This is a genomic window from Streptomyces sp. NPDC052107, from assembly GCF_040680215.1.
GTDB lineage: Bacteria > Actinomycetota > Actinomycetes > Streptomycetales > Streptomycetaceae > Streptomyces.
In genome coordinates this window covers 90310-116289 of sequence record NZ_JBFAWG010000005.1, presented here as the reverse complement: position 1 = coordinate 116289, position 25980 = coordinate 90310, and the positions used below count along the sequence as shown (strand labels likewise).

The 25980-nt window shown below is 72.2% G+C and carries 18 protein-coding genes and 1 pseudogene; 5 read left to right on the top strand and 14 right to left on the bottom strand.

What is annotated here, in order from left to right; translation table 11 throughout:
* Window positions 1-30 precede the first annotated feature (30 nt).
* Window positions 31-702, bottom strand: a complete 672-nt coding sequence (gene ribA / locus AB0M27_RS07385) for a GTP cyclohydrolase II (RefSeq protein WP_365718888.1) — start codon at window positions 700-702, stop codon at window positions 31-33.
* Between the two features lie 38 nt (window positions 703-740).
* Between ribA and AB0M27_RS07380 the strand changes: the two genes are divergently transcribed.
* Window positions 741-1529: a creatininase family protein gene (locus AB0M27_RS07380; protein WP_365718886.1), complete on the top strand. Its 789-nt coding sequence runs from the start codon at window positions 741-743 to the stop codon at window positions 1527-1529.
* A 245-nt stretch (window positions 1530-1774) separates the two neighbouring features.
* On the opposite strand, the pseudogene AB0M27_RS07375 reads toward AB0M27_RS07380, so the two are convergent.
* The 5 genes and pseudogenes from AB0M27_RS07375 to AB0M27_RS07355 form a co-directional block, all read right to left on the bottom strand.
* Window positions 1775-2932: pseudogene (locus AB0M27_RS07375) on the bottom strand (lysylphosphatidylglycerol synthase transmembrane domain-containing protein); the annotation flags it as partial.
* Window positions 2929-4098 (bottom strand): class I SAM-dependent methyltransferase, encoded by a 1170-nt coding sequence (locus AB0M27_RS07370; protein WP_365718884.1) that lies wholly within the window; start codon window positions 4096-4098, stop codon window positions 2929-2931. The pseudogene AB0M27_RS07375 and the gene AB0M27_RS07370, both read right to left, overlap by 4 nt.
* Window positions 4095-5282, bottom strand: coding sequence for a glycosyltransferase family 4 protein (locus tag AB0M27_RS07365; RefSeq protein WP_365718882.1), 1188 nt, complete (start codon window positions 5280-5282; stop codon window positions 4095-4097). Before AB0M27_RS07365 ends, AB0M27_RS07370 begins: the two co-directional genes overlap by 4 nt.
* On the bottom strand, window positions 5279-5677 hold the full coding sequence (locus AB0M27_RS07360) for a 6-carboxytetrahydropterin synthase (RefSeq protein WP_365718880.1): 399 nt from the start codon (window positions 5675-5677) through the stop codon (window positions 5279-5281). The genes AB0M27_RS07365 and AB0M27_RS07360 overlap by 4 nt, the downstream gene beginning before the upstream one ends.
* A 112-nt stretch (window positions 5678-5789) precedes the next feature.
* Window positions 5790-6779 carry a zinc-binding alcohol dehydrogenase gene (locus tag AB0M27_RS07355; protein ID WP_365718878.1) on the bottom strand — a complete coding sequence of 330 codons (990 nt, stop codon included), beginning with the start codon at window positions 6777-6779 and terminating at the stop codon, window positions 5790-5792.
* A gap of 107 nt (window positions 6780-6886) precedes the next feature.
* On the opposite strand from AB0M27_RS07355, the gene AB0M27_RS07350 reads away from it, so the two are divergent.
* The gene (locus tag AB0M27_RS07350) at window positions 6887-7648 is read left to right on the top strand and encodes a CDP-alcohol phosphatidyltransferase family protein (RefSeq protein ID WP_365718876.1); all 762 of its coding nucleotides are present in this window, start codon (window positions 6887-6889) and stop codon (window positions 7646-7648) included.
* A gap of 73 nt (window positions 7649-7721) precedes the next feature.
* On the opposite strand, the gene AB0M27_RS07345 is transcribed toward AB0M27_RS07350, so the two are convergent.
* The 8 genes from AB0M27_RS07345 to AB0M27_RS07310 form a co-directional block, all read right to left on the bottom strand.
* Entirely contained in the window at window positions 7722-8441 is a 720-nt protein-coding gene (locus AB0M27_RS07345; protein ID WP_365718874.1) for a YcnI family protein, read from the bottom strand.
* A gap of 34 nt (window positions 8442-8475) precedes the next feature.
* On the bottom strand, window positions 8476-9093 hold the full coding sequence (locus AB0M27_RS07340) for a hypothetical protein (RefSeq protein ID WP_365718872.1): 618 nt from the start codon (window positions 9091-9093) through the stop codon (window positions 8476-8478).
* Window positions 9094-9172: 79 nt separating this feature from the next.
* The gene (locus tag AB0M27_RS07335; protein WP_365718870.1) at window positions 9173-11221 is read right to left on the bottom strand and encodes an Hsp70 family protein; all 2049 of its coding nucleotides are present in this window, start codon (window positions 11219-11221) and stop codon (window positions 9173-9175) included.
* Entirely contained in the window at window positions 11218-11790 is a 573-nt protein-coding gene (locus AB0M27_RS07330) for a hypothetical protein (RefSeq protein WP_365718868.1), read from the bottom strand. The genes AB0M27_RS07335 and AB0M27_RS07330 overlap by 4 nt, the downstream gene beginning before the upstream one ends.
* Window positions 11787-13490, bottom strand: a complete 1704-nt coding sequence (locus AB0M27_RS07325) for a hypothetical protein (RefSeq protein ID WP_365718866.1) — start codon at window positions 13488-13490, stop codon at window positions 11787-11789. Before AB0M27_RS07325 ends, AB0M27_RS07330 begins: the two co-directional genes overlap by 4 nt.
* Window positions 13491-13570: 80 nt before the next feature.
* Complete coding sequence (locus AB0M27_RS07320; protein WP_365718864.1) at window positions 13571-17137, bottom strand: UvrD-helicase domain-containing protein; 3567 nt, start codon at window positions 17135-17137, stop codon at window positions 13571-13573.
* Between the two features lie 135 nt (window positions 17138-17272).
* Window positions 17273-17854, bottom strand: a complete 582-nt coding sequence (locus AB0M27_RS07315; protein WP_365718862.1) for a hypothetical protein — start codon at window positions 17852-17854, stop codon at window positions 17273-17275.
* Between the two features lie 123 nt (window positions 17855-17977).
* Complete coding sequence (locus AB0M27_RS07310) at window positions 17978-19204, bottom strand: DNA sulfur modification protein DndB (RefSeq protein WP_365718860.1); 1227 nt, start codon at window positions 19202-19204, stop codon at window positions 17978-17980.
* A 170-nt stretch (window positions 19205-19374) separates the two neighbouring features.
* Between AB0M27_RS07310 and AB0M27_RS07305 the strand changes: the two genes are divergently transcribed.
* The 3 genes from AB0M27_RS07305 (at window position 19375) to AB0M27_RS07295 (ending at window position 25966) form a co-directional block, all read left to right on the top strand.
* Complete coding sequence (locus AB0M27_RS07305; protein WP_365718858.1) at window positions 19375-21549, top strand: N-6 DNA methylase; 2175 nt, start codon at window positions 19375-19377, stop codon at window positions 21547-21549.
* A gap of 147 nt (window positions 21550-21696) precedes the next feature.
* On the top strand, window positions 21697-22959 hold the full coding sequence (locus AB0M27_RS07300; RefSeq protein WP_365718857.1) for a serine/threonine-protein kinase: 1263 nt from the start codon (window positions 21697-21699) through the stop codon (window positions 22957-22959).
* A gap of 124 nt (window positions 22960-23083) precedes the next feature.
* Complete coding sequence (locus AB0M27_RS07295) at window positions 23084-25966, top strand: DEAD/DEAH box helicase (protein WP_365718855.1); 2883 nt, start codon at window positions 23084-23086, stop codon at window positions 25964-25966.
* Window positions 25967-25980 lie beyond the last annotated feature (14 nt).

Here is a 25980-nt window from a genome sequence, read left to right as displayed (position 1 = left end):
GGGAGGCGGCGGACGCCGGGACGGCCGGCCTCAGGAGCCCTGGGCGACGGCGTCCAGATGGGGCAGGATGTGGTCCAGCCGCTCCCGCTTGGTACGCAGATACGTGATGTTGCTCTCGCACGGCTCGATCAGCAGCGGCACCTGCTCGGCGACCTGGATGCCGTGCCGGACCAGCGCCTCCCGCTTGCGCGGGTTGTTGGACATCAGGCGCACCGAGCGCACCCCGAGGTCGTGCAGTATCTCCGCCGCGATGCCGTAGTCGCGGGCATCGACGGGCAGGCCGAGCGCGAGGTTCGCCTCCACCGTGTCCAGCCCCTCCGCCTGCAGGGCCATCGCGCGCAACTTGGCGAGCAGTCCGATGCCGCGGCCCTCGTGACCTCTCAAGTACACGACGATCCCGCTGCCTTCGGCGACGACGGCGCGCAGCGCGGCCTCCAGCTGGTCGCCGCACTCGCAGTGCCGGGAGCCGAACGCGTCCCCGGTCAGGCATTCGGAGTGCAGCCGCGTCAGCACGTTCTCGGTGCCGATGTCGCCGTACACCAGGGCCACTTGCTCGTCACCGCGGTCGTGGTCCAGGTAGCCGATCGCCTGGAATTTCCCGTACACGGTGGGCAGCGGTGCATTCACGACGCGTTCCGCGCCCGAACGCCGCGGGGCCTTCTTGCCGAGTACGCCCATGTTGACGCCGGTGTTTTCTGTCATGATCTGATTCCTAAGCAGAGACGAAAGGCCGTGAAACGATGAATGGTTCGGGCGCGCGTACGGCGGTGTGTGGGGGGACAAACAGCGTGGCGTACGGCGTGATGCCGGCGGACACCACCGAAGTGGTACGGACGCGGGGGGCGGGCGTTTCAACACAGGTCGCCGTCCTTCCCGTAGGCAGTTTCGAACAGCACGGTCCGTTCCTTCCGCTGGCGACCGACACGCTCGTCGCCTGTGCCGTGGCGCGGGAGATCGCCGCCGCGTACCCGGTGCACCTCCTTCCTCCGGTGACGGTCTCCTGCTCGCACGAGCACGTGGACTGGCCGGGGACCGTCAGCATCTCCGCCGTGACCCTCCATGCGGTGGTCTCGGACATCGCGGCGTCGCTGCGCCGCTCGGGCGTCGACGCGCTCGTCGTGGTCAACGGGCACGGCGGCAACTACGTTCTGGGCAACGTCGTCCAGGAGGCCTCCGCGCGGGGTGAGCGGATGGCCTTGTTCCCGGCCGCCGAGGACTGGGAGACGGCGAGGGAACGGGCGGGGGTGCGCACCTCGCTGCTCACCGACATGCACGCGGGAGAAATCGAGACCTCGATTCTGCTGCACGCTCATCCCGAATTCGTCCGCCCTGGTTACGAGTCCGCCGATTTCACCGCTGACGACCGTCGTCATCTGCTCACCGTGGGAATGTCCGCCTATACCGAATCGGGCGTCATCGGCCGTCCTTCCCTGGGCTCGGCGGAAAAGGGGAAGGAACTGCTGGCAAGCCTCACGGAATCCTTCGAGACGTATTTCGCGTTGCTCACGTCCGGGGCGGGGCGCGGGTAGTCCCTCGCGGGGGCGGAGTCCTGTCCGGGCGCTGGGTCATGCGCGGACGCGGCGTCGTCCGCGGTCGCGGGGTGCGGCGCGGGCCGCGGACCGTCCGCCACGGCCGTGCCGGAGTCCGGGGCGGGATCCGTCGTGGCGGGAGCGGCGCGCAGACCGGCGTACCAGCGCACGACGAGGACGACGGCGCCGGGCAGGCTCGCCACGAAGCTCAGCACGCCGTAGACGACGGCGACGGCGACTCCGGTGCTCGCGCCGAGCCCCGCGGCACCGAACGCCCAGGCGGTGGCGCCCTCGCGGGGCCCGAAACCGCCGACGTTCAGCGGCAGCCCCATGGCGACCAGGGCGAGAATCGCGAGCGGGACGAGGTCCACGAACGAGGCGGCGGAGCCGGCGACCCGGGCCGCCACGAAGAACATCGCCACGTGCCCGGCCAGGACCACGGCCGAGGACAGCGCGATGCCCGGCCCGCCCCGGCGGGAGAACAGGCCCTGGCGCGCCTCGCCGAGGGCGCCGCGCAGGCCCCCGGCCCGGCGGGAGGACGCCCGGTTCATGCGCACGGCGAGGCCGACGGCGAGCACGCCGGCCGCCGCGAGGGCGACCAGCGGGGCGAAGTCGCGGGCCTCGGCGCGCACCGGGGACGGCAGCGTCGGCAGCACCGCCGCGGCGAGCACGGCCAGCGCGATCTGCCCGGCGACGCGTTCCAGTACGACGGCCTTCACCCCGCGCCGCAGGTCGCCGGCGCTCTGTCCGTGCCGGACCGCCCGGTGCACATCGCCCAGGATCCCGCCGGGGAGCGCCGCGTTCAGGAACAGCGCCCGGTAGTAGTCGGCGACGGCGGGGCCCAGGGGCAGCCGGATGCGCAGGCCTCGGGCCACCAACTGCCAGCGCCAGGCACTGAGTACGGTGGTGACCACGCCGATGCCCAGCGCGGCCAGCACCGTCGCGGCGTCGATCCGCCGCAGCCCGTCGACGAGCACGCCCGTGCCCAGCCGCCACAGCAGCGCACCGAGGATGACCGCACCGGCGACGGTGCCGAAGTGCGTACGCAGCGCGCGGAAGCGGGGGCGCCGGGGCGCGGGGGGCGGCGCGGGCTCGGGCGCGGGCTCCGCGGACGGCCGGTCGGAGAGGGAGTGCGTCGACTCCGGGAAAGAGGGCGTCGGTTCGGGAGGCGAGGGCGGGAGTTCCGGAACCCGGGTGCCGGTCTCTCGGATGGTCGCCTCCGCCGTGGCCACACTCCCCACGCCCGCATGAATCGTGCCGGCGCCGTACAGGCACACGTCGGCCGGGCCACCGTCGTAGGCACGCGTGCACGCCTGACCCGTATCCGCCTCGCGCACCCACGCGTGGGTGCCGGTTCCGGCGGCCCGGTGCCCGGACTCCCTCGCGGCCGGCCGCGAGCTCATGACGCGCCGCCCGTCGGCCGGGGCAGGGCCAGCAGGTCGCTGTGGTGCACCACGACCCGCAGCTCACCGGCCGCGCAGGCGGCGAGCCGGTCCCGCAGATACCGCTCCGCGCGGTCGCGCAGTTCGGGCCGCTGCTCCACGGCCGCACCCACCCAGCCGCGCAACCACTGCTCGGTCAGCGCCGACTCCTCGGGGCCGAGCCGCCAGGGGCTCGGATGCACGCGTACGGCGGCCCCGCGCGCGGCGAACGCCTCGCAGGCCACGGTGACGGCGTCCGGGCCGAGCAGCCCGCCGCGCCGCTGATGGGCGTTGAACGCCTCGGCGATCTCCGCGTCCAGCGGGTCGGCCGGGGCGAGTTCGACGCGCCCGGCGACCGACAGGGTGAGCAGCGCGGGGCAGCCGGCCCCGGAGCAGGCGTCGACGAGGGTGACGACCTCCTCGCGGGTGAGCACGTCGAGCAGCGCCGAGGCGGTGACCAGCGAGGCCCCGGCCAGCCCCTCCGGCGTCAGCCGGGCGACGTCGCCGCGCCGGGTCTCGACGGTGACGTTGTTGCCGTCGGCGGCGGAGCGCGGTGAGCCCACCGCGGCGAAGTGCAGCAGGTAGGGGTCGCGGTCGTGCAGGACCCAGTGCTGGGGTCCGTCCAGGCGGGGCGCGAGCCAGCGGCTCATCGAGCCGGTGCCGCAGCCCAGGTCGTGCACGGCGAGTGCGCCGGTGTGGCCCGGCAGGTTCGCCAGCCGGATCCGCAAGGGGTCCAGCAGGTCCTGCGCGCGGGCGGCAGCGTCGGCCCCTTCCCGCAACCGCAGCCATTCGGGCGCGTACCGGGGCGGTTCCTCGGGCTCGCCGTGGCGCAGCCGTACGGTGGCCCGCTCACCGGAACGGCCGACGGGCCCGGCCCCGGCGACGACCGAGGCGTCCGCGCCACGCTGCCCGTCGTCGGCGGCACCGCCGGAGTCCCCGGCACCGTCCGCCGCCCGGGCGGCACCGCCGCCCTCCCCCGCACCGGAGGCCCCCGGACTCATCACGTCACCCGGGACACCGGCCTCCTCGCGACCGTTCTCCCGCACCGGCTCCCTCTCGCCCTCGCCGCGCATCGGCGCCACCGTCCTCGGTCCTGTCTGGGCCGGGATCGACGCCATGCCGTTCGTCGTGGTCTCCGGCGCTGTCATGCCGCCCTCCTCGGGGCTTCGGGGAGCCGTGCGAGGACTCCGGCCAGGCTGCGGGCGGTGGTGGCCCAGCCGTCGAGCGCGGCGCGGCGGCCGCGGGCGGCGGACTTGAGCCGGCGGCGTACGTCGGGCTCGCCGAACCAGCCGCGCAGTTCGGCGGCGAGCGCGGCGGGGTCCTCCGGCGGGACGAGGATGCCGGGCACCCCGCCGTCGGGGGCGCGGCCGACCGCCTCCGGCAGCCCGCCCACGTCGGTGGCGAGGACCGGGATGCCGCGGGCGAGAGCCTCGGTGACCGCCATGCCGTAGGTCTCGGCGTAGGAGGTGAGGACCATCAGGTCGGCGGCGGCGTAGGTGGCGTCGAGGTCGGCGCCGGTGCGCGGGCCGGTCAGGTGCAGCCGGTCGGCGAGGCCGTACCGGGCGATCGTCTCGCGCAACTGTGCGACGTACGCGCGGTCGTGGCCGAGTCCGCCGACGAGTTCACAGGTCCACGGCAGGTCCCGTACCGCCGCGAGCGCCTCCACGAGCCGGTGCTGGCCCTTGCGCGGGGTGACGGCGGCCACGCACAGCAGCCGGGAGACGCCGTCGGTGCCGGGCGCGAGGGGCGCGATGTCGGCGCCGGGCGCGGCGACATGCACCCGTTCGGGGCCGAGTCCGTGATGGGAGACGAGCCGCCGTACGGCCCAGTCGCTGGTGGCGATGACGGCGGGCGCGGCACGCAGCACGGCGCGTTCGCGCGCGTCGAGGTCGGCGGCGACGGCCGGGTCGAGGCCCGTCTCGTCGCCGAGCGGGAGGTGGACGAGCACTGCGAGGCGCAGCCGGTCGGCGTGCGGGGTGACGACGTCCGGGACGCCGCAGGCGACGAGCCCGTCCAGCAGCACCACCGCGTCGTCCGGCAGGTCCCTCAGGGTGCGGGCCAGGTGGTCGCGGGCGGCCTGGTCGGGGCACGGCCAAGTGCCGGACGCGGTGTGCCGGGTGACCTGCCAGCCGAAGCCGGGCAGGTCCAGGCAGACCCGGCGGTCGTAGGCGTTGCCGCCGCTGGGCGCGGCCGGGTCGTCGATGCCGCCCGGCAGGACGAAGTGCACGGTGCGCAGGGACATGGGGATGATTCCGGCCTTCTCGACGGCGACGGCTGTGGCCTGCGCCGGGACGTAGGACAGCCGTGCCCGCTCCGTGGTCGCCCCGGTCACAGGCCACGCTCGTAACTCGCCCAGGCGATGTGCGACTCGTGCAGGGTGACGGAGATGCCCGCGAGGCCCTTGGCGCCCTCGCCCAGCACGCCCTTGTGGACGCGTTCGGCGAGCCGGTCGGCGATGACCTTGGCGAGGAACTCGGTGGAGGTGTTGACGCCGGCGAACTCGGGTTCGTCGTCGAGGTTGCGGTAGTTCAGCTCGGCGGTGATGAGGCGCAGTTCCTGCGTGGCCAGGCCGATGTCGACCACGATGTTGTCCTCGTCCAGCTGCTCGCGGCGGAAGGTGGCGTCCACCAGGAACGTGGCGCCGTGCAGTCGCTGCGCGGGCCCGAACACCTCGCCGTGGAAGCTGTGGGCGATCATGATGTGATCGCGGACGGTGATGCTGAACAACGGACGACCCTCCCAGGTACGACGCGTCTGGTCCCCCTGTCCTTACCCGTCGGGGGATGCCGTGTAGTACGGCTCTTCGGTTCCCCGTGTTCAGCTCTCTCTCACTCTTTTCTCAGGTCAGGCCCGTCTCGGCGTACCGGATCCGGTGGCACAGGGCCGGGATCTCGCCCGAGGCGAGCTTGGGCATGACGTCCGGGAGTTGTTCGAAAGCGCTCTCCCCGGTGATGAGCGCGTCCAGGGCCGGGTCGGCGAGCAGGTCGAGGGCGAGCGCCATCCGGTCGGCGTAACCGCGTCCGGCGCGGGCGGCCGGGGAGACGGTGCCGACCTGGCTGCCGCGCACGGTGAGCCGGCGGGAGTGGAAGGCCTCGCCGAGCGGCAGGGCGACGCGCCGGTCGCCGTACCAGCTCAGTTCCACCACCGTACCCTCGGGAGCGAGGAGTTGCAGCGCGCGGGTGAGACCGGCCTCGGTGGCGCTGGCGTGCACGACGAGGTCGCAGTCGTCGAGCGCGGAGTCGGGCGTCGCGAAGTCCACGCCGAGCGCCTCGGCGGTCTTGGCGCGGGCCGGGTCGGCGTCGACCAGCTGCAGCCGGACACCGGGGAAGCGGGCCAGCAGGGCGGCCACCGAGCAGCCGACCATGCCACCGCCGACCACCGCGATCCGGTCGCCGATCAGCGGCGCCGCGTCCCACAGGGCGTTCACGGCGGTCTCCACCGTGCCGGCGAGTACGGCCCGCTCGGCGGGAACCTTCTCCGGTACGACGGTCACGGAATTCACCGGAACGACGTAACGACTCTGATGCGGATACAGACAGAAGACCGTTCGCCCGATCAGCGCATCCGGCCCCACCTCCACCTGGCCGACACTGAGGTAGCCGTACTTCACCGGACCCGGGAAGTCGCCCTCCTGGAACGGCGCACGCATCACGGCGTGTTGGCTCTCCGGCACGCCGCCACGGAACACGAGCGTCTCCGTGCCACGGCTCACCCCGGAATACAGGGCGCGCACCACGACCTCGTCCTCGGCGGGCTCCGCGAGGGTGATGTCACGCAGCTCGCCGTGGCCCGGTGAGCGAAGCCAGAACGCGCGGGCCGAGCGGTTCATCGGCATCCTCCTGAACAGTAGGGAAGTTGTTCACGTACCGAGAAGTGCACAGGCCGCGCACAGTACGCGGCGTTGATCGACTCTGTCACTCGGCCGGAGGGTGTGCGGTGGCCCTGAACAACACGTATGACGCCAGGCCCCAGCATGAGACCGCTGTGGGAGCGGGTATACAGCTCCTGCTGCTGGCCCTGCTCGGAACGGCGATAGGCATGGGGCCGGCCGGCTGGCTGACGGGCCTGGCGTTCGCGTTCGCCACCTGGGCGGTGCTGGCACGCGCCCTGCACCGCTCCTGCCTGCGCTCCTTCGGCCCCGCGAACCGCGTGACGCTCGGCCGGGCGACCCTGGTGGGCGGCGTGACCGCGCTGGTGGCGGACTCCTTCGAGAGCGCGCCGCCGGTGACGCTGCTGGTCGGCCTGACCGCCGTGGCGCTGCTGCTGGACGGGGTGGACGGCAAGGTGGCCCGCCGCACCGGCACCTCCACGGCACTCGGCGCGCGCTTCGACATGGAGGTCGACGCGTTCCTGATCCTGGTGCTGAGCGTCTACGTCTCCACCCAGCTCGGCCCGTGGGTGCTGCTGATCGGCGGGATGCGGTACGCCTTCGTCGCCGCGGCCCGTCTGGCCCCCTGGCTGAACGCCCCCCTGCCGCCGTCCTTCGCCCGCAAGACCGTCGCCGCGGTCCAGGGCATGGCCCTGCTCCTGGCCGGCGCCGAGCTCCTCCCGCACCTGGCGAACCTCACGATCGTGGCCCTTGCCCTGGGCTCACTGCTGTGGTCCTTCGGCCGGGATGTGCGGTGGCTGTGGCGCACCTCGCGCATCACCGTGGAGGCGGCGGCCGGGGGGAAGGTGTTGGAGCTGGTGGGGCGCTGAGCGACGGCCCCTGGCATCGGGAAGGGCCCCGGACCGGTTGCCGGTCCGGGGCCCTTCCTCGTGCCCTCGCCGGTTACGACCGCGCGCCCCGGCTCCGTACGAGTGCGAACGCGGCGGCCGCGAGGCCGAGGACACCGACGACCAGCCCGGCGACGCCGAGCCCACGGGCCGTGGAGTCGCTCGCGTCGGCGGCCTTGGCGGTGCTGACGGCAGCGGTCCTGTCGGGCGCGGGCGCGGCGGACGCGCCACCGGCGGTCAGCTTCAGCACGGGGGCCGGGTTCTCCGGCTCGTCACCGCCGGCCGACTCCTCGATCCAGCGCGCCACCTTGCCGTCGGAGTAGGTCTGCAGGGTCTTGAACACCAACTGACTGGTGTCGTCCGGCAGCTGACCGAAGGCGACGTCGAAGTCCTCGTACTGCCCGGCGCCGATCTTCCCGCCGCTGAAGGTGATCTCGGAGGCGGCCTCGGTGATGGTGCCGTCGTCGGTCTTCACCGGTGTCTTGAGTTTGGTGGTGGTGACCTTGGCGGTCCAGCCGTCCTGCGGGTGCACGAGCACGCCGAGCACGGGGTGGTCGGTGGGGAGGAAGACCTGCACCTTGGTGGTGAAGGCCGTGTCCTCCTCATTGGGCACGCGGAAGGTCAGCACACCGTCGGTCGCTCCCTTGGCATAGCTCTCGGGATGGACGGTGACGTGCGCGGAGGCGGCACCGGCGGCGAGCAGGACGGTGCCGGCGGCGAGGGCGATGACGGTGCCGGCGCGGCGCGTGGTGGGACGTGATGCGGATGCGGACATGGGTGAGTCGATCTCCGTACGGATGACGTGGTGTTCAGGGTCGGAGCGAGTACGGGATCGGGACAGGGGGTCCGCGTCTGCTGACGGCGTGGCGCAGGAGGGTCAGGCGAGGTGGTCGGGGGGCCGTCGGGACGCGCGGGGCGTGGTCGACGGGGTCGGGCAGCGGGGTGTCGCGCCACCAGGCGACGAGACCGGGCACGAGCGTGCCGGCCCGGCGCAGCAACGACCACAACGCGGCCTCTCCCCGCCGCAGCCACCAGGAGGCGGCGAGCGCGGCGAGGAGGTGGGCGGCGGGGGCGGTGAGGTGTGGTGGCGCGGCTGCATGGGCCTGCGTGACGGCCGTCGCGTGCATGTGCATCGCGGACATGGTGTGGCCGGGCATGGCCGAGCGCCCTGTGGTGGGGTGGGCGGCGTCGAAGCCGAGGTGCAGTCCGGCCTGCGTGAGCAGCATGGCCGCACCGATGCCGGGCAGCGACCGCTCACGTTTGCCGAGTGCCCAGCCGAGCACGAAGACCACGAGGAAACCGGCCGCGTCGGCCCACAGCGGCGGCATGTCCCCCATGGCGAACCCGTGCCCGGCGGCGGCGAGCAACACACACACCGCGGCGAACACCGCGGCACGCAGGCTCTTCACCGCCGGGGACGCGTTCATGGTGGGGGATCCTGCCACGGTTGGGTGGTACGTGGGCCGACGGTGCCCGGTTCATTCACATCGCTGTGGGCCGGGAACCTCAGTTCCTCATCCGCGGCGCGACGCACGTACGCGGTGTGAAGATCCAGACGCCCTTGGTGTGCGTCGCTCCCAGCACGCGGCCGCTCTCGCGCAACCACGGGTGACGGCTCTGCAGTTCGGCGTAGTTGTCGTTGGTGACGACCACCGCACCCGATTCGTCCGCGATGGCCACGACCAGGGCGTCGCCCTTGCCCTCCGTGCCCGCGGGCGGCTGGATGACCTCCCCCTTGCTGAGCGCCGCGTCGACCGCAGGCCGCTCCTCCTGCGCGACCTTGTGCCGGAAGGTCGCGTCCACGACGACGTGGATGTCGGCGTGCGGAAACTTCTTCGCGAGCGCGTCCCGAGCGCTCAGCAACTGCGCGAAGCTGGGCCGGTCCTCCTCCTCGTACACACCCGGGCGGCTGGGCGAGTGCCCGATCCACGCAAGGTTGGAACCGTCGACCACCAGGGTGTGCACCTCGTCGTCCTGCCCCGGCTCACCCACTCGCGAACGCGGTGCGGGTGGCACGGTCCGGCCGCCGGAGGACTGCGCGGAGAACAGCGGCGATGCGACCGGGGTCGCGCTGAGCAGGTCGTCCAGCTCCTGACGCACCTCCGGAGTGGGACCGCCGGAACCGAAACTCTTCACCTCCTCGTCGACGACGACCTCACCCGTGTGTTCCAGGGTGGCCTTGACGTGCAGCAGGCCGTCCGAGTCGTAGGTGTACTCCAGGTCGAACCGGGACTCCTCCCGCACACGTGGCACCGGATAGTTCAGCGTCAACTCGGTGAGCTGGACGTTGTCCGCGTCCGCCAGCTCCTTGTCCGGGTCTCCTTCCCAAATCTCCACCGTGAGCTTGCGCTCGTGGTCTCGCGTCGGCGTGTAGCTCTTCCGCTCGCTCCACGGCAACGGCGAGTTGCGGGGGATGATCTCGCTGAACCGGCGACGTCCGTCCGCCGTCTTGACGACGGTGCCCAGCGCGTGGCTGTTCGCCACCTGGATGACGCCGGGCGTCTCCTTGGCGAGGACGGCCGCGGCGATCGCGGCGCCACGCGCCACGGCGGTCATCGGATCGCACAGTTCGGTGGGCACGGGTTCCATCTGCAGGGCCTCCGCCACGGCCGCCCGCACGCTCGGGATCTGGCTGGTGCCCCCGATCATGAGGATGTCGTCCACGTCGAGCGGGGCCATGTGCAGGTCCCGGAGACACTCCTCCACCGGGCCCAGAGCGCGATCGACCAGATCGGTGATCGCCTCCTCCAGTTCCTCCTGGAAGATTTCCACCTCCTTGTCGTCCGGAGTCCGGATCTTCACGGACGGCTGGGAGGACAGAAGGATCTTGCTGCGCTCGACGTCGAGCCGGAACTGCCGCTCCTGGGCGGGGGTCCACTCACGTCGCATCGGGGCTCGGTCGAGAACCAGTCGGCGCAGCCGCCGGTCGATCTCCAGTCCGCCGAGTTCGGTGACGCCGCGCGAGGCTCGTTCCTCGAAGAAGCCGTCCTCGTAGTCCAGGACGGTGACGTCGATGGTGCCGCCTCCCCAGTCGAAGACGAGGATCTGTTCGTTCTCGTGCATGTCGTGGACGTAGGAGATGGCGGCAGCAGTCGGCTCGTTGAGAAGTGCCTGGACGTCGATGCCGGCGAAGCGGGCGGCCGCGCGGGTGCGGTAGCGGGCGGCGCCGGTGGCGTTCGCGGGCACGGTGATGACGGCTCGGTCGATCTCGGTGAGGTTGTGGTGTGCCCCGTCCTTCATGGCGGTGAACACTCCGGCGGCCACGGTGGTGGCGGCGAAGCGCCGCCCCTGCACGTTGACGTACTCGTCGCTCTTGAGTAGACGCTTGCAGGCCTCGGCGGCCTCCTCGGAACGCAGCTTCGCCTCCCAGCCGAAGAGCGGGCCGCTGCGCAGGGAGCTCATGCCCACGACGGATGGAAAGAGCAGGTCGAATCCGGGGCGGCGCCAGTCGGCGTCGATGTGGTGGGCGTCGAGCGGCAGCACCTCGACGTCGTCGCCCTGCCACTGGGCCACGACGGAATTGGTGGTGCCGAAGTCGATTCCGGTGGCCGTCACGGCTTGTCCTCCGTCGCGGAAGCGTCCTGGGTGGTGTCGGTGCTGGTCTGGTTCCGCCGGCCCGGCAGATGGACGCGGCGCAACTGCCCGGCGAGGACCAGCTTGCCGGTGGCCTGGTCGACGTAGGCGGGGCGCATGACCTCGAAGCCGTCGCCCTCGCCCTCCACGACGACGAAGTGCTCTCGTTCCTCGCTCGATTCAAGAACCCGGATCCCGGAGTCGATCAGTGAACCCCGAATGGCTCGGCGCAGGTTCTTCGCGGACACTTCCGTCGTACAGGCAACGGCGTCCGTCTCCACAAGCCGTGCCACGTATTCCTCCCGCGTGCGGAAGGCCTCGAGCACCGCCTGGCGCAGCGCTGCGGTCACCTCGGAGCTGCCGGGTCGCTGTTCCGCCGGCAGTTCGTCCAGCAGTTCACGCGTCCTGTCGGTGAAGCGGGAGAGCAATTCGGCCGGGTTCAGCAGCTGTTCGGGCCGGTAGGTGCGCAGTTCCATCTCGGCCTCCCAGGCGCGGGCCTCCTTACGCTGTTTCAGGCCCGTCGCCTTCCTGCGCCCATTGGTGGTCGTCATGGTGTGGTCCTCTGCTGGTGATCCGGGCGCCGGGGCGCGTTGAGAAGGGTGGGAAGGAGATCGGCGACAGCTCGACGTCGTACGGTCTCGGCGTCGTCGGGGTCGCTGGGGTCCGTCCGCCTCGGCATCGGTTCCGGCTCGGGCACCAGCGTGCCCGGGACGTCGTACGGAAGTCGGAACACCTCCTCGTCCAGCGGCAGGACGAAGAAGCCGGACCAGTCCTCGCGCTGCTCGGCCTGCTGGATGCGGCGCATGGCCTTGTTGAGCCGAGCGGCCTCGTCACGGTCGTCCACGAACTCCCGTCGAAGGTCGCGGTACCGCTGTCGCCACACCGTCGACTGATGGGGCAGGCCGAGTTCCAGGTAGGGGTTGGACGGATGAGGCCGGTCGTTGCGGGGAACGGCCTGCCGCTGCTTGACGAGATCGAGGTTCCGCTCCGCCCTCGGGTGGGTACCGGCGATTCGGGTGAGCGCGATGAGCGCCCTGTCCAGGTCCTCCTCCAGCAGCGCCAGATAGGCGGACATGTTCCATGCCTCGACGCTGTGCGACGGATCGCCCTCCTCGTGGTCCAGGAGCTTGTCCACCTGGGCCCGGGCCTTTTTGACCTCGCCGGCGCAGATGCAGTCGTAGGCGTGACGCAGGGCCGCCAGGGCGTGGAAGGCGCTGCGCCCGGGGTTGACCGACGCCTTCGGTTCCCACAGCGCCGACATGATCCGCCACAGCCCCCGGTCGGCGAGTATGTCGGGCTCCCAGTTCCCGGTGAGCGCTCCGTCCTGGACCCGGCGCAGACGCAGGACGAGCGGACGCGGCAGGACGTACTCGAGGTCCTTGAGGACGGCGGTATCCCCGTCGGCGACGCGTTGGAGCAGGTCGTACAGGTCGCCTTCCGCGCCGCCGACGTCCTCGCCGTCGAGGAACCGCCGCCGCAGCAGGTACTGCTCCCAGCCGATCGCCCGCGCTGTGTCCGGGTCCACCTGCTCGGGTGCGAGGCGGGCCAGTAGATAGCCCCGCTCGTCTCCGGCGGACCGCGCGATCCACGGTTCGAGCTCGCGCGTGACCACGCCGGCGTCGATCAGATCGTCGACGGTCCCGAGCGGCGCCCACGGCAGGATGCGGGCGACCACACTTGGTGGCAGGGTGGTGAGTTCGTCGTGGCGCAGGGCGTACTGCGTGGCGAAGGCGCCCGAGGCGTCCTCGGACGCGGTGGGGCGGACCTCCCGCGGCAGCACGGCCGGTCCGGAGCCCATGAGGTGCTCCAGCCACGCCTGCCCGGGCGGGCTGAGCCACGGGAGCCCGCACGCGTGGATCACGGTCATCGTGGCCACGGTGTCCGCCAGATCACCGGTCTCCAGCACGGAGCGGACGGCGGACGGCAGGTGCGCGACCGGGTCGCCGTCGAGGCACTGGCGCAGCGTCGTCAGGGCCCCCTCGGGTATCTCCCCGGTATCGGTGCGGCCGGCGAGGAGGTCGGCCAGCAGCCGTTCCACTCGGCGCACCGCGTCCGCGCCGAACACCCCCGCCCTCCGCCACCTGCGCAGCGCGAACCCGTCCGGCTGCCACGTCTCCGGGGTCTCCGGGCGAGGCGAGCCGGGGTCGGGCCGACGCGCCCGGGGCCGCTCGCGCCAGGCCTCCACCATCTCCGCCCGCGTCATGGACGCGTCCAGTCCTGGGCCGGGATCCGGCCGTTCCTCGTTCCTCATCGGCTCTCACATCGCTTACCCGGGCGGGTACTCAGCACACTGGTCCGTCCCCGGTGTCGTTCACCTACGCTGTCCCGGACCTACGGCGTGTCGTCCTCGTCCGGTGCCGCCTGCCGGATCCTGCGCGCGGCGGGGCCGGCCCATCCCGCGCCGTCCCGCCAGGCCAGGCCCACACTCAGTGCCCGGTCGGCGGCGTCCGCCGCCCAGGGCTGCACCGGCGGCTCACGCAGCACGACGACCAGATACTCCGCCGGGCCCTCCGGGCGCAGGCAGGAGGCCTCCAGCAGGTGCAGGGCCGCTTCCCGGATCAGTGCGTACGTCGGGGCCGCGCCGGCGATCACGTCGAAGAGGGTGAGGCCGTCGGGGCCGTGCGCCCAGGCATCGACGTGCTCGTCGTCGCCCACCTCGTCGAAGGCCTCGTAGAGGTCGGCGAGCAGCCGGTGCCGCAGGCCCTCGTGGGCGTGGTCCGCACGGGCCGCACGTTCGCGGTCCGCGACCGTACCGGCGAGGCCGGAGGCGTCCGTCGGTGCCGTGACGGCGTCGTCGGCCTCGGCATCGGATCTGATCTCCGATGTCATGTCCTCCCCTTCGGGTGTTACTTCGTGGGCGTGCTCCGCCCCGGCCCTTCGGTGAATGTCGTCTCCGGCGTCACGCACGTCCGTCAGGACCCGGCCGTCCGGGCGCAGCCACCACTGACCGTGCTCGCCGTCGACGACCGGGCGCTCCCCCACCCACTCGATCCGGCCCGTCTCGAGGTCGGCAGCCAGGTCCTCCCGCAGCCGCCGCACGAACTCCTCGTCCGGCAGGTTCCATGAGTGCGCGAGTCGTTCGTAGCCGATGCAGGCGTCCTCGGTGACGTGCAGGTCGTCCACATCCACCGCGCGCACAGCCGCGTCGTCGGCCAGCCGTGCCCCGGCATCGGATTCCGGCCCGGTGAGAGCGGATCTCCGCGTTCCCCGCGCCTGCTGTCCGACGCGCGAAGGAACACCTGCCGCCACCTGCGCGTAGCTGCGCTCGGGGTGCGCCGTCAGGTACGCGGTCACGGCGCGCGCGTCGGAGTCGAGCACGAGACGATAGCCGTCGAGGTCCAGCAACCATCCGTCGCCGGTGCGCAGATGGCGGCCCCGGGCCAGGAAAGGGACGAGCATGGCGTGGAGTTCCACGGCCGCCTCGCCCAGACTGCCCCGGTGCCGGACCACGAAGGCACCACACGCGGCCGAGCTGATACGGATCTCGGCGACATGCTCCGGCGGCAGTTCCAGCTGGGCCGGGGTCACGCCTTCCTTCGGCGTCGTGAGGTAGCCCCCCTTGCCGGCGGGAGCAGGCTGCGGGGTGCGGAACCCTCCGCACCCGGGCTGCCGGCACCACCCGTCGGCCTGCCGCGTCTCGTTGTCGCACCGGGTGCCGTCGGCCCGGTGGCGGGTGCACAGGCCGGACGTGCCGTGCGGGCTCTTCCTCCTGCTCACCTGCGCCATGAACTGCTTCGGGGTGGGCACGGGGCGCAATGGTCCACCGATCCAGGGCGGCAGGGGCCGCTGGTGCACCACGGTCAGGGACTGCGTGCACCGTGTGAGTGCCACGTACAGACGACGCGGCCCGGCCACGTCGTCGGCGGCGATCGCCGCCGGTTCGACCACCACGACGTGGTCGAACTCCAGGCCCTTGGCCTCGTCGGCGGTGAGCACGCGCACCGATGCGTGCACGCCCACCGCGGCGCCGATCGTCTCCTTCCACGAGGCCGCCTGCGGGACGATCACCCCGGTGGTACGGCCGGCGGCGGCAACGTCCGGTGCCGCCGCGAGAGCCAGGGCGCGCTCGGCCGCCCGCCGCATTGGATCGGCTCCCGGGGCGACGGTCACCTCGGTGCCCGTGCGCCGTAGGGAGTCGGGCACCCCGACACCCGGGGCGCAGTGCACGCCGAGGGGGCGTACGTAGTCCATGACCTCGCCGGGCACGCGGAACCCCGTCAGCAGCTCGGCCACGCGCCAACCACCTCTGCCGGTGAGCGTGGTGCCGAGCAGTTCCCAGTCCTGGTACGGGAAGGGCCCGGTAGCTTGGGCAAGGTCTCCCAGGATGGTCATGGAGCCACTGGGGCAGCGACGGGCGAGGGACCGCGCCTGCATCGGGGTGAGGTCCTGCGCCTCGTCCACGACGACATGACCGTAGATCCGCTCGGGGCGCCCCGACAGCAGGTACTCCAACTCGTCGAGGCAGACCAGGTCCTCGAAGCTGGGCTCGCTCGCCAAGCGGGTGCGGCCCAGGCTGTCCTGGTCGCTGAGCAGGACGGTCTGCTCCTCGGCGGTCAGAACCCCGTCGGCCGCGGCGGCCATCATCGGGCTGCTGGAAAGGAGCCGCTGCAGCACGTCTCGACCCGACAGTTCGGGTGCTATGCGACGCAGCAGCCGGGTGACCGGGCGCAGTTGGCGTATCTCACTGAAGTGGTCGGTGTCGGCGGGGCCGGGCAGCAGACCGGTGTAGGCCTCGGTGAGGTACTGCACCACCTGCTGGACGCAGCGCTCCCTGCGCACCCGGTAGGGGCTGTCGCCCGTGAGGGCGTCGGCGACGAGGGCGGCGAGCTCGGACACAGGCACGACGACTTCACGGCGCCGCACTTCGAAGGAGAAGTCGGGACCGCCGACGAGCGCTTCGAGGCGCTCGACGGTGGTCGTGGTGTGGTGGTCGACGGCACACCGGAGGACGACGCTCATCCGCGCGTCGGACTTGACGACGGCGGCCCGGTGCGGATCGCGGCGAGCGGTGCCGCCCGACCACAGCGCGGGCAGCTCGATCATGGTCACGCCGCTGCCGCCCAACTCCACCAGGGCGCTCGCGGCGTACTCCAGGAAACCCCGGCTCGGGCCGACCACCAGGATGTCGTCGGCGGCCATGTGCCCGTTGTCGAGCAGCCAGCTGACGCGGTGCATGCCCACGGCGGTCTTGCCGGTGCCAGGACCTCCCTGGACGATCAGCACGCCGCCGGGCTCCTCGGTGACGAGCCGGAGCTGGTCGCGCTGGATCGTCTCCACGATGTCGTGCATGGCGCCGTCGCGGGCCCGGTCGAGTTCGTCGAGCAGGGGGTCGTGCCAGTCGGGCTCGGCCGGGTCCTCGATGCGGGCGGCCTCCTGCTCGGCGCGGTCACCGACGGCGGCGGTCCCCTCCGGTGCGCCAGCATGCTCTTCTACCGGTCGCTCCGCGCGGCCGGTGTCGCCGCCGTCCGTTCCGTGCAGGTCGAAATAGCGCCTGACGACGCGTTCGTCGCAGACGATCTGCCGCAACAGCCGTACGTCGCCCGGTTCGTCCTCGCTGGTGAGCCGCCATCGGACGGCGGCCGGAGCGCTCCAGGAGATGACGGCAGGATTGCGGTCCTCGTCGAACACCGCCCGGCGCCCGATGTAGTACCTCTCGCGGCCGGTGCCCTCGTCGACGTCCGCCCGCATGAACACGAGGGAGTTCCTGCCCAGGTCGAGGCTGTCCAGCTCGCGCTGCCAGGCGCGCTCGACGTCGATGGCGTCCTTGCCGCTGGCCGAGGCTGCCACATTCTTCAGCTGGGCAGCCTCACGCCGGCTGCGCTCCAGACAACGGTAGGCGTGGTCGACCGCCCGCTGTTCGTCGCCGAGCACCTCCGCCCGTCGTGCACGCTTCGGCATGCTGTCCGTTCTGCCTTTCTCGTGCCGTTGCGCTCTGCCGCGTCCGGAACAGACGTCGGGCGTCGGCTCCTTCTTCGACTTGTCCGACCCGGTTCTGGTTGTTGTGACACTCGTCACTTGCTGGAACGCCAGGCGTCAGCCAACCCTCTGCCATTCCTTGCACCGGTTGGTCTTGAAGTACTCCCCCTTGTTCAGCGTCACGCGTCCCGGCCCTTCGAGGTTGTCGTTGGCGATGATGGAGCCGAACTCGCCGCTGGCGTCCTTGGCGCGCTCCCAATAACAGCCGAACCCGCCGTCCGGACCGGCGGTCTTGTAGGTACCGGCCGCGATGTCCTCGCCGACGAGGTACTCACCTTCGCCGGAGAAGCTGGTCTCCGGCCCGGGCGCCTTGGTCTTCCTCGGCTTCTTCGGCTTGGCGGTCACCGTCCTGGTGACGGTGGGGGCGGCCTCGGGGGCAGCGGCCTCCGCCGTTTCGGTAACGGTGACGGTGGGGCGGGGTGCAGCCTTGGCATCGGCGGTCTTCTTTCCGGTGTCCGCCGCGCTGCCGCTGTTGCCGATACCGACTCCGATGAACAGGGCGACCAGGCCGACCGCCCCGTACTTCAGCCACCGTCTGCTGTCCCGACCGGGCTGTCCGCCGGGGCCGGTGGGCGCACCGAGGCCGAAGGGGCCCTGCGAGCCGGGGTGAGGCTGCGGGGAGGGCTGCTGAAAGGTCATGGATGTGCTCCGTTTCTGTGGTGTGCAAGGTGTTCGAGTCGTGAGTGGGGCGAGTGCCGCGGTGGTCACCACGTCGCAGACCGCCCTCTGGCGGGCCGGGGAGGCCGCCGTGCTACGGCGCGCTCAGAGGCCGCGAATCTTCCGTCCCGCCTCGGTCGCGGGATAGAGAATGGCCTCGGCGACCCGACCGCCCGAGTCCTTCACCCCACCGCTGAAGTTGAGCCGGCCGGACGTGCCGGTCTTGGCGGCCACGCCGTCCCAGTACTTCGCCTCGCGCTCCCAGTTGATGTCATCGAGGAGGCGGACGAGGTCGTCCGTGCGGAAGGCGGATGCCGAGTCGCTCCACGGCATGGTGTGGTGGGCGGCGATACCGATCCCGGCGAGGACGGCAGGCGCGGTGATGGCGCTGCGCTCGGTGAACTGGCGGGCATGGCGGCCGATGAGCCGGCCGAGGATCGGCACGACGGCGGCCTCCACCGCGTCGGGCCGGTAGCCCGTCGGCAGTTCGTCCTCGTGCACCGACTCGGCGGACCGCTGGAGTCCGTTCCGCCCGTAGATCGCCGTGACGACGAGGGCGCGCAGCGCGGAGAGGGTGACGACCTCGCGGTCACTCGCGGACACCTGCCGCTTGCTGGTGTTCACGAGCCGCGAGAAGGGAACGCGCTGCCCGTCGACATCCACGCGCACCGAGTCGGCGACCAGGTGCGCGAGCCGGGTGCCGAAGTCTCGCTGGTCCATGGACATGGCCAGGTTCTTCGCGACGGCCACGCCCTCGACGTTGCGGTCGTAGAAGATCTGCCGGGCGTCGGCGGGGGCGAGGTCGATGTACAGCTCGAACGGCAGGCGCACCTGGGCCAGTTCCGGGTACGTCAGGCCGTACGTCTCGGGGTCGTCGTAGAGGTCGTGCCAGGCGGTGGTCTGGGTCTCGCCGTCGATGGCGACGACCATCGTGCCCGGCGCGACGGTGAGGGTACGCAGGCCGCTGCCGGGGACGAGTTCGTCGCTGAGCGCGGCGAGCGGTCCGGCGTGCCAGAGGGTGACCGGGGGCGTGGACCAGGCGGCGCCCAGCTCACCCTTGAGGCCGGCAGCGATGTACTCGGCGTACGGGCCGACGTTCTTCCCCTTCTGCGACGACTTGAGCGTGCGCTGCACGGTCGCCCGCAGCTCGGCGTGGCGGCGCACCAGTCCGGAGGCGGCCTTCAGCTTGCGCGGATCCTCCTCGGCCCGCGGCGAGGGCACGAGCTGGACGAGCGTCGGCACGGACATCGTTCCGACGACGGCGTCGGCACGGAACGGCATGACGGTGAGCTGGGTTCCCTCGACGACGGCGGTCGGCATGGTGAGGCGCATGGGTCTCCCCCGGAGTTGACGCGACGACGCACTCGCCGCGGCGTTCGGCTTCCACCTGGAAGCAAAACCAGAAAAGCACAACGCTGAAAGCGCCGTCAAACACGTCGACAGATTTGACGAGTGTTGTAGGTTGTTGACTGTTCACTACGGAGAGGCCCAGGACGCTCGCCATGCCCCAGTCATCCGCGCAGGTGACCGCCGCCGAGATCTCCCGCATCGCGGGGGTCACGCGCGCCACGGTCAGCAACTGGCGCCGTCGGCACGAGGACTTCCCGGCACCGTCCGGCGGCACGGACAGCAGTCCGCTGTACGACCTGGAGTCAGTGCGCGCCTGGCTCGCCTCGCGCGGCCATGTCTCGGCGGCGAGCCCGTCGGAGGAACTGCGCACGACCCTCCGCCTGCACGCACAGAGCAGCGGCAGTACGCCGGACCTCCTGCTTCTCGTCCTCGCGGCCGCCAGTCACTCGGCAGAGGAGCTGACGGCCGCGGCGCAGGCGTCGGACGCGGACCTGGTCGCCCGCGCCGAGCGCGACGCGGTCGCCGCGGCCGATGCCGTACCGGCCGCGAATCCTGTCCGTTTCGCGGCGGGCGACGCCCCTGTGCTGCGCGCGCTCTACGCGTGTGTACGCAACGAGGGCGGCCAGGCCGCGCTGGGTGTTCTCGCGGAGCGGGAGCTGGAGGACAGCGCCGCGTCCGGCGCATATCGGACTCCGCCGCCGCTCGCGGACCTGCTCGCCCGCCTGATCCCCGGGGTCCCGACCCGCGTACTGGACCCGGCCTGCGGCAGCGGCACCCTCCTGGCGGCCGCAGCCCGCCGGGGCACGGGTGAGCTGTACGGCCAGGACACACTGCCCGTGCAGGCTCGGCGGAGCGCCGTGAGCCTGATGTTGACGGCCCCGGAGGCAACGGTCACCGTGCGCGCTGCCGACAGTCTCCGCGCGGACGCCTTCCCCGGCCTGGTCGCCGACGCGGTGCTGTGCAACCCGCCGTTCGGCGTCCGCGACTGGGGTCACGACGAGCTGGCCTACGACCCGCGCTGGGCGTACGGCGTACCCCCGCGCGCCGAGTCGGAGCTGGCGTGGGTGCAGCATGCGCTCTCCCACCTGACGCCCGGCGGGTACGCGGCCGTGATCCTTCCTCCGGCCACGGCCGGCCGTGCGTCGGGGCGTCGTGTGCGGGCGGAGCTCGTGCGCGGTGGCGCTCTGCGCGCGGTGATCGCGCTGCCGGTCGGCGCGTCGACGCCGTTGCACGTCGGACTGCAGATCTGGGTGCTGCAGCGGCCCGAGCCGGGCGGTCCGGAGCGCAAGTCCGTGCTGTTCGTCGACACCGCGACGGAGTCGCAGGCGGTGGGGGCTGGGCGCGGCGGAACGCCGGCGACCACGCGGGCACGGGGCGGAAGCCGGTCCTCCACCGTGGACTGGGCCGGGATCACGTCGCGGGCCTTGGAGGCGTGGCAGGCGTTCACGGCGGATCCGGACGCGTTCGAGGGCGAGCCGGGCGTTGCGCACGCGGCCGGCGTGGTGGACCTGCTGGACGACGTGGTGGACCTGACTCCGGCGCGGCTCGTACGGGCGTCACGGGTGGAGGTTGATCCGGCGGAACTGTCGGCGCGGCTCGACGCCACGCGCCGGGGCCTCATCGAGGCCGCGAAGTCCCTTGCACGGTCGGCCGGTCAGGAGGAGTGGAGCAGCGCCGGCGCCGGGGCACGGGAGTGGCGGACGGCGACGGTGTCCGACCTCGCGCGCGGAGGGGCGCTCACGGTCCTGCGGACGCTCCCGGAAGGCCCGCGGGGCCGCGAAGACGTCGAGGGCCGCGAGTCCGGGGCCCGCGCGGTTCTCACCGGTTCGGACATCGCGCACGGATCGGGCCCCACCGGCGACCCGGCGGAGCTGCGCAGCGACACGGCCCCCGTGATCACCGCCGGGGATGTCGTCGTACGAGCGGTCGCGAGCGGGGACGGCCCGATGGCCCGGGTCGCGGGAGACGAGGACGCGGGCGCACTCCTCGGCCACCACGTCCACCTGTTCCGGCCCGACCCGGCGCGCCTGGACGCCTGGTTCCTCGCCGGCTTCCTGGGCGCCGAGGAGAACATCGCCGGCGCGTCGACGGGCAGCACGGTGCTGACGGTCAGCCCGGGCCGGCTGCGCGTGCCACTGCTGCCGCTGGAGGAGCAGCGGCGGTACGGGAGGGCGTTCTGCCATGTGGACGAGCTTCGGGCGGAGGCCCGGCGGGCGAGGCGGCTGGCACAGGAAACGGCGCGGCTGCTGGCGGACGGGCTCACCGGGGGCCAACTACTCCCGAAATCGGTCAAAACTGGGCGCCCTCCGGAGAGCGCTTCGACCTGAGAAGTCTCCACGAGGTCCACACCTCGCCAGGTTGACAACCCCATCCCGCATTCCCAGCACCCGACCCCGGCCACATCCACTACCGTGTCTCCAGGCGCGCATCGCGGCTGATCAGGCGCTCGCCATGACGGAATTTCGAGGACACACGTGCAGATCACGCCCCTGAACCCCGAGGACCCGCTCTCGCTGGGCGACTTCGAACTCCTCGGCAGGATCGGCCAGGGAGGCATGGGCCAGGTCTTCCTCGGGGAGTCGCTCGGTGGCGAACCCGCCGCGGTGAAGGTGATCAAGCCGTCGGTCGTGGACTCGGCGTCCCGCAAGCGGTTCGCGCAGGAGATCGAGGTCCTCAAGACCATCTGGGGCCCGCGCATCGCGGCCTTCCTCGGTGCCGACGCGGAAGCGGAGCAGCCGTGGCTGGCCACCGAGTACGTGGCGGGCCCCGACCTGGCCCGACACGTCGAGAAGGACGGACCGCTGCCGTCGGTCCTCACCGCCGCGCTCGGCGCGATCCTCGCCGAGGCGCTGTCGGCCGTCCACACGCAGGGCCTGCTGCATCGCGACTTGAAACCGGCGAACATCCTCCTCGGACCAAACGGCCCGAAGATCATCGACTTCGGCCTGGCCGCCTTCGCCGAGTCGAGCGTGTCACTCACCGCGCCCAATCAGGTGGTCGGCACCCCGGTGTGCATGGCCCCGGAGCAGGCGGCCGGTGAGAAGCCCCTGACGCCCGCCGTGGACGTGTACGCGCTCGGCGCGGTGCTGCTGTTCGCGGCGGCGGGCCACTACCCTCACCAGGCCGCGACGCCCTACATGGTCTTCCACCTGGTCACCGACCCCGACGCGGCCCCTGACCTGTCGGACGCCCCCGCCGACCTGGTGCCGCTGCTGACGGCCATGCTTACCCACCGCGCGCAGGACCGTCCGTCGCTGGTCGAGGTGGTGCAGCGGTGCCGCTCGGTCGTCGAGGCCCACGGGCTGAAGATCGCCCAGGCGCGCCGGCGGCTCACCGCCCACACCGCACGGCAGCACACCCCGGTCGCGCCGCCGCCCGCACCCGCTCCGCCGCCCACCGTCCCCTTCGCGGACCTGCCCACGACGCCCGCTCCGGCCGTACACGAGCCGGTGCCCACGGCCGACGTGGAGGTGCCCACACCCACGCTCCCGGCACCGCCCGCGACCACGGCCACGGAGAGGCCCGAGACCCGGCCGCCGACCACCGCCGAACACGTCGACAGCCCCGAAGGCCCCCCCGGGCAACGGTCGGCGCCGAGCCGTCCGCCGAAGTCGCCTCCACACCCGGCGGAGCCGTCGCGCACCCTGCGCCACTCCGTGCAGGCGCGCAGAACGGCGGAGCGCATCCGGGCCGCCTACGCGGCGGGAGCGCCCTTCGTACCGAGCCGGACCGCCTGACCGCGGTAGGGCACTTCCGCACCACCCTTGACCGGCGCCCGTACCGCCCGCACGGTGGCACGGGCGTCATACCCGACGCGGCCCCACCCCAGCACCTCGACACGACGACCCAGGAGGCACCCGAGTGACCGCCGACCTCACCACGGCTCCCGCGGCGAGCGGCCAGGACGCCCAGTTCCCGCCGGGCGCCCAGATCCTCGTACGGGACGAGGTGTGGCTGGTCCGCAACGCGACGCGGACCGAGCACGACGGTGCCCGGATCGAGGCCGTCGGCGCGTCGGACTTCGTCCGCGACCAGGAGGCGGTGTTCTTCACCGGCCTGGACCGGATCGAACTGCTCGACCCGAGGCGGACCCGCCTGGTGCGGGACGACTCGCCCAACTTCCGCCGCTCGCGCCTGTTCCTGGAGGCGGTCCTGCGCAAGACTCCGCTGCCGCAGGCCGAGCGCGGCCTGGCCCTCCCGGACTCCTTCCTCCTGGACTCGCTCCCCTACCAGCAGCGCCCCGCGCAACTCGCGCTGTCGGGCCGCAACCTGCGCCCCCGCATGCTCATCGCGGACGTCGTCGGCCTCGGCAAGACGCTGGAGATCGGCCTCACCCTCGCCGAGCTGATCCGCCGCGGCCGCGGCGAGCGCATCCTCGTCGTCACCCCGCAGCACGTGCTGGAGCAGTTCCAGCACGAGTTGTGGACGCGGTTCGCCATCCCGCTGGTGCGCCTGGACTCGGTGGGCATCGAGCGGATCCAGCGGGAGATCCCCGCGGGCCGCAACCCGTTCACGTACTTCAAGCGCGTCATCGTTTCCATCGACACCCTGAAGAACACCGACCAGTACAAGCACCACCTGGAGCGCATCACTTGGGACGCGGTCGTCATCGACGAGTCGCACAACCTCATCAACAAGGGCTCCCTGCGCAACCAGCTGGCCCGCACCCTGGCCCCGCACACGGACGCCCTCCTGCTGGCCTCCGCGACCCCGCACAACGGCGACGCCCGCTCCTTCGCCGAGCTGATCTCCCTGCTCGACCCGGCCGCGATCCGCGACCCCGAGCACTACCGCGCCGAGGACATCAAGCACCTGTTCATCCGGCGCACCAAGGTCAGCCCCGAGGTGCGCGAGCAGATGAAGGGCCAGTGGGCGGACCGCGGCCCCTCCCGCTCGATCCGGATCACGGCCACGCCCGCCGAGGAGAAGGTCTTCGAGGAACTGGCCGCCGTCTGGCTGCCGTCCGACGGTTCGAAGTCGGTCAGTGACGTCCCCCTGTTCCCGTACACGCTGCTGAAGTCCTTCCTCTCCTCCCACACGGCGCTGAAAGCCACGGTCAGCACCCGCATCAAGACGCTGGAGAAGAAGGGCACCCCGGAGGCGACGGCCGCCGAACGCACGGCCCTGCACCGGCTGCTGGAGCTGTCCTCGGGCATGACGGAGGCGGACTCGGGCAAGTTCAAGGCCCTGCTGGACCAGCTGCGGGAGATCGGCGTCGGGCCCAAGTCCGACACCCGGGTCGTGGTCTTCTCCGAGCGTGTGCAGACCCTGGAGTGGCTGGCCCGGACCGTGCCGGGGGCCCTCGGCTTCAAGGGCAAGGCCGCCGAGGAGGCGGCCCGGGTCATGCACGGCGGCCTGTCCGACGAGCAGCAGATGCAGTGCGTGGAGGACTTCGGCCTCGCGGACACGCCCGTACGCATCCTGTTCACCGGCGACGTCGCCTCCGAGGGCGTCAACCTGCACCGCCAGTGTCACCAGCTTGTCCACTACGACGTGCCGTGGTCGCTCATCCGCATCGAGCAGCGCAACGGCCGCATCGACCGCTACGGACAGGCGCACCAGCCCCAGTTCCGGGCACTGATCCTCACCAGCTCGGTCGACGGCGCCAAGGACGACACGCTCGTCGCCGAGCGCCTGCTGGAGCGCGAGGCCCAGGCCCACCAGTCGCTGGGCACGGCGGAGGCGGTGTCCGGCCTCTACCGGGCCGAGGCCGAGGAGAAGTCCCTCATCCAGGACCTGCTGCGGGGCCGCACCGTGGACGAGTCCCTGGACACCGACCGCGCCTCGGGCACCGGCGAGGACGACGCCGTGGACGACTTCCTCGCCGACTTCTTCGGCCCCGTCAACGAGGAACCGGAAGAGGACGCCGCGGGCGACGCCGGCCACGGGACCGGGGCGGCGCCGAAGGCCCACGTGCCCCGGCTGTTCGCCTCCGCCCGCGAGTTCCTGGACGAGGCGCTGCGCGAGGTCTACCCGGACGCCCACGACCGGCTGGACCTGTCCGCCGACCCCGAGACCGGCCTGCTCTCCTTCGTCCCGCCCTCCGACCTGGTGCACCGTTTGAAGGCGCTGCCCCCGGACTACGTCCGCGAGCAGGGCCTGCGCGACCGGCTGAAGGTCACCTTCAACCGGCGGCTCGCCGACCACAGCCTCACGCGCGCCCGCGCCTCGGCGACGTCCAGCTGGCCCGACATCTCCCTGCTGACCGACCTGCACCCGGTCATGGAGTGGCTCACGGACAAGGTCCTGGTCCGCCTGGACCGCCAGGAGGCGCCGGTACTGACCGCCGACGTGTCCCGCCCCACCTACCTCGTCCAGGGCATCTACTCCAACGCGCTCGGCCGCCCGACCGTCGTCAAGTGGATGGCGGTCACCGCGGACGGCGAGGTCGACGACGACATGGTGGCGGTACTGCGCCGCGCCCAGGTCGGCCCGACGATGGCGAACCCCGGCCTCACGCACGACACGGCCCGCCTCGCCGAGGCGATCCCCGGCGTCCTGGACACCGCGGAGGCTTTCCTGGAGCTCCGCCGCGAGGCGTGGGACGAGCCGCTGAGGGCCCCCGTCGAGGAGTACAAGACCCGCCTGGGCTCGTGGGAGCAGCCGACACTGGCGGGCGGCGGCTCCGCGCCCACCGGTACGCGTGAGCGTCTCGCGTCCCTCGCGGACTCCCTCCTCACCACCGGCCGCCCGATGCTGCGCGTACTCGCCGTGCTGGCCCCCGCCACCGCCCACGCCGCCTGACCGAGTCCCCCAGA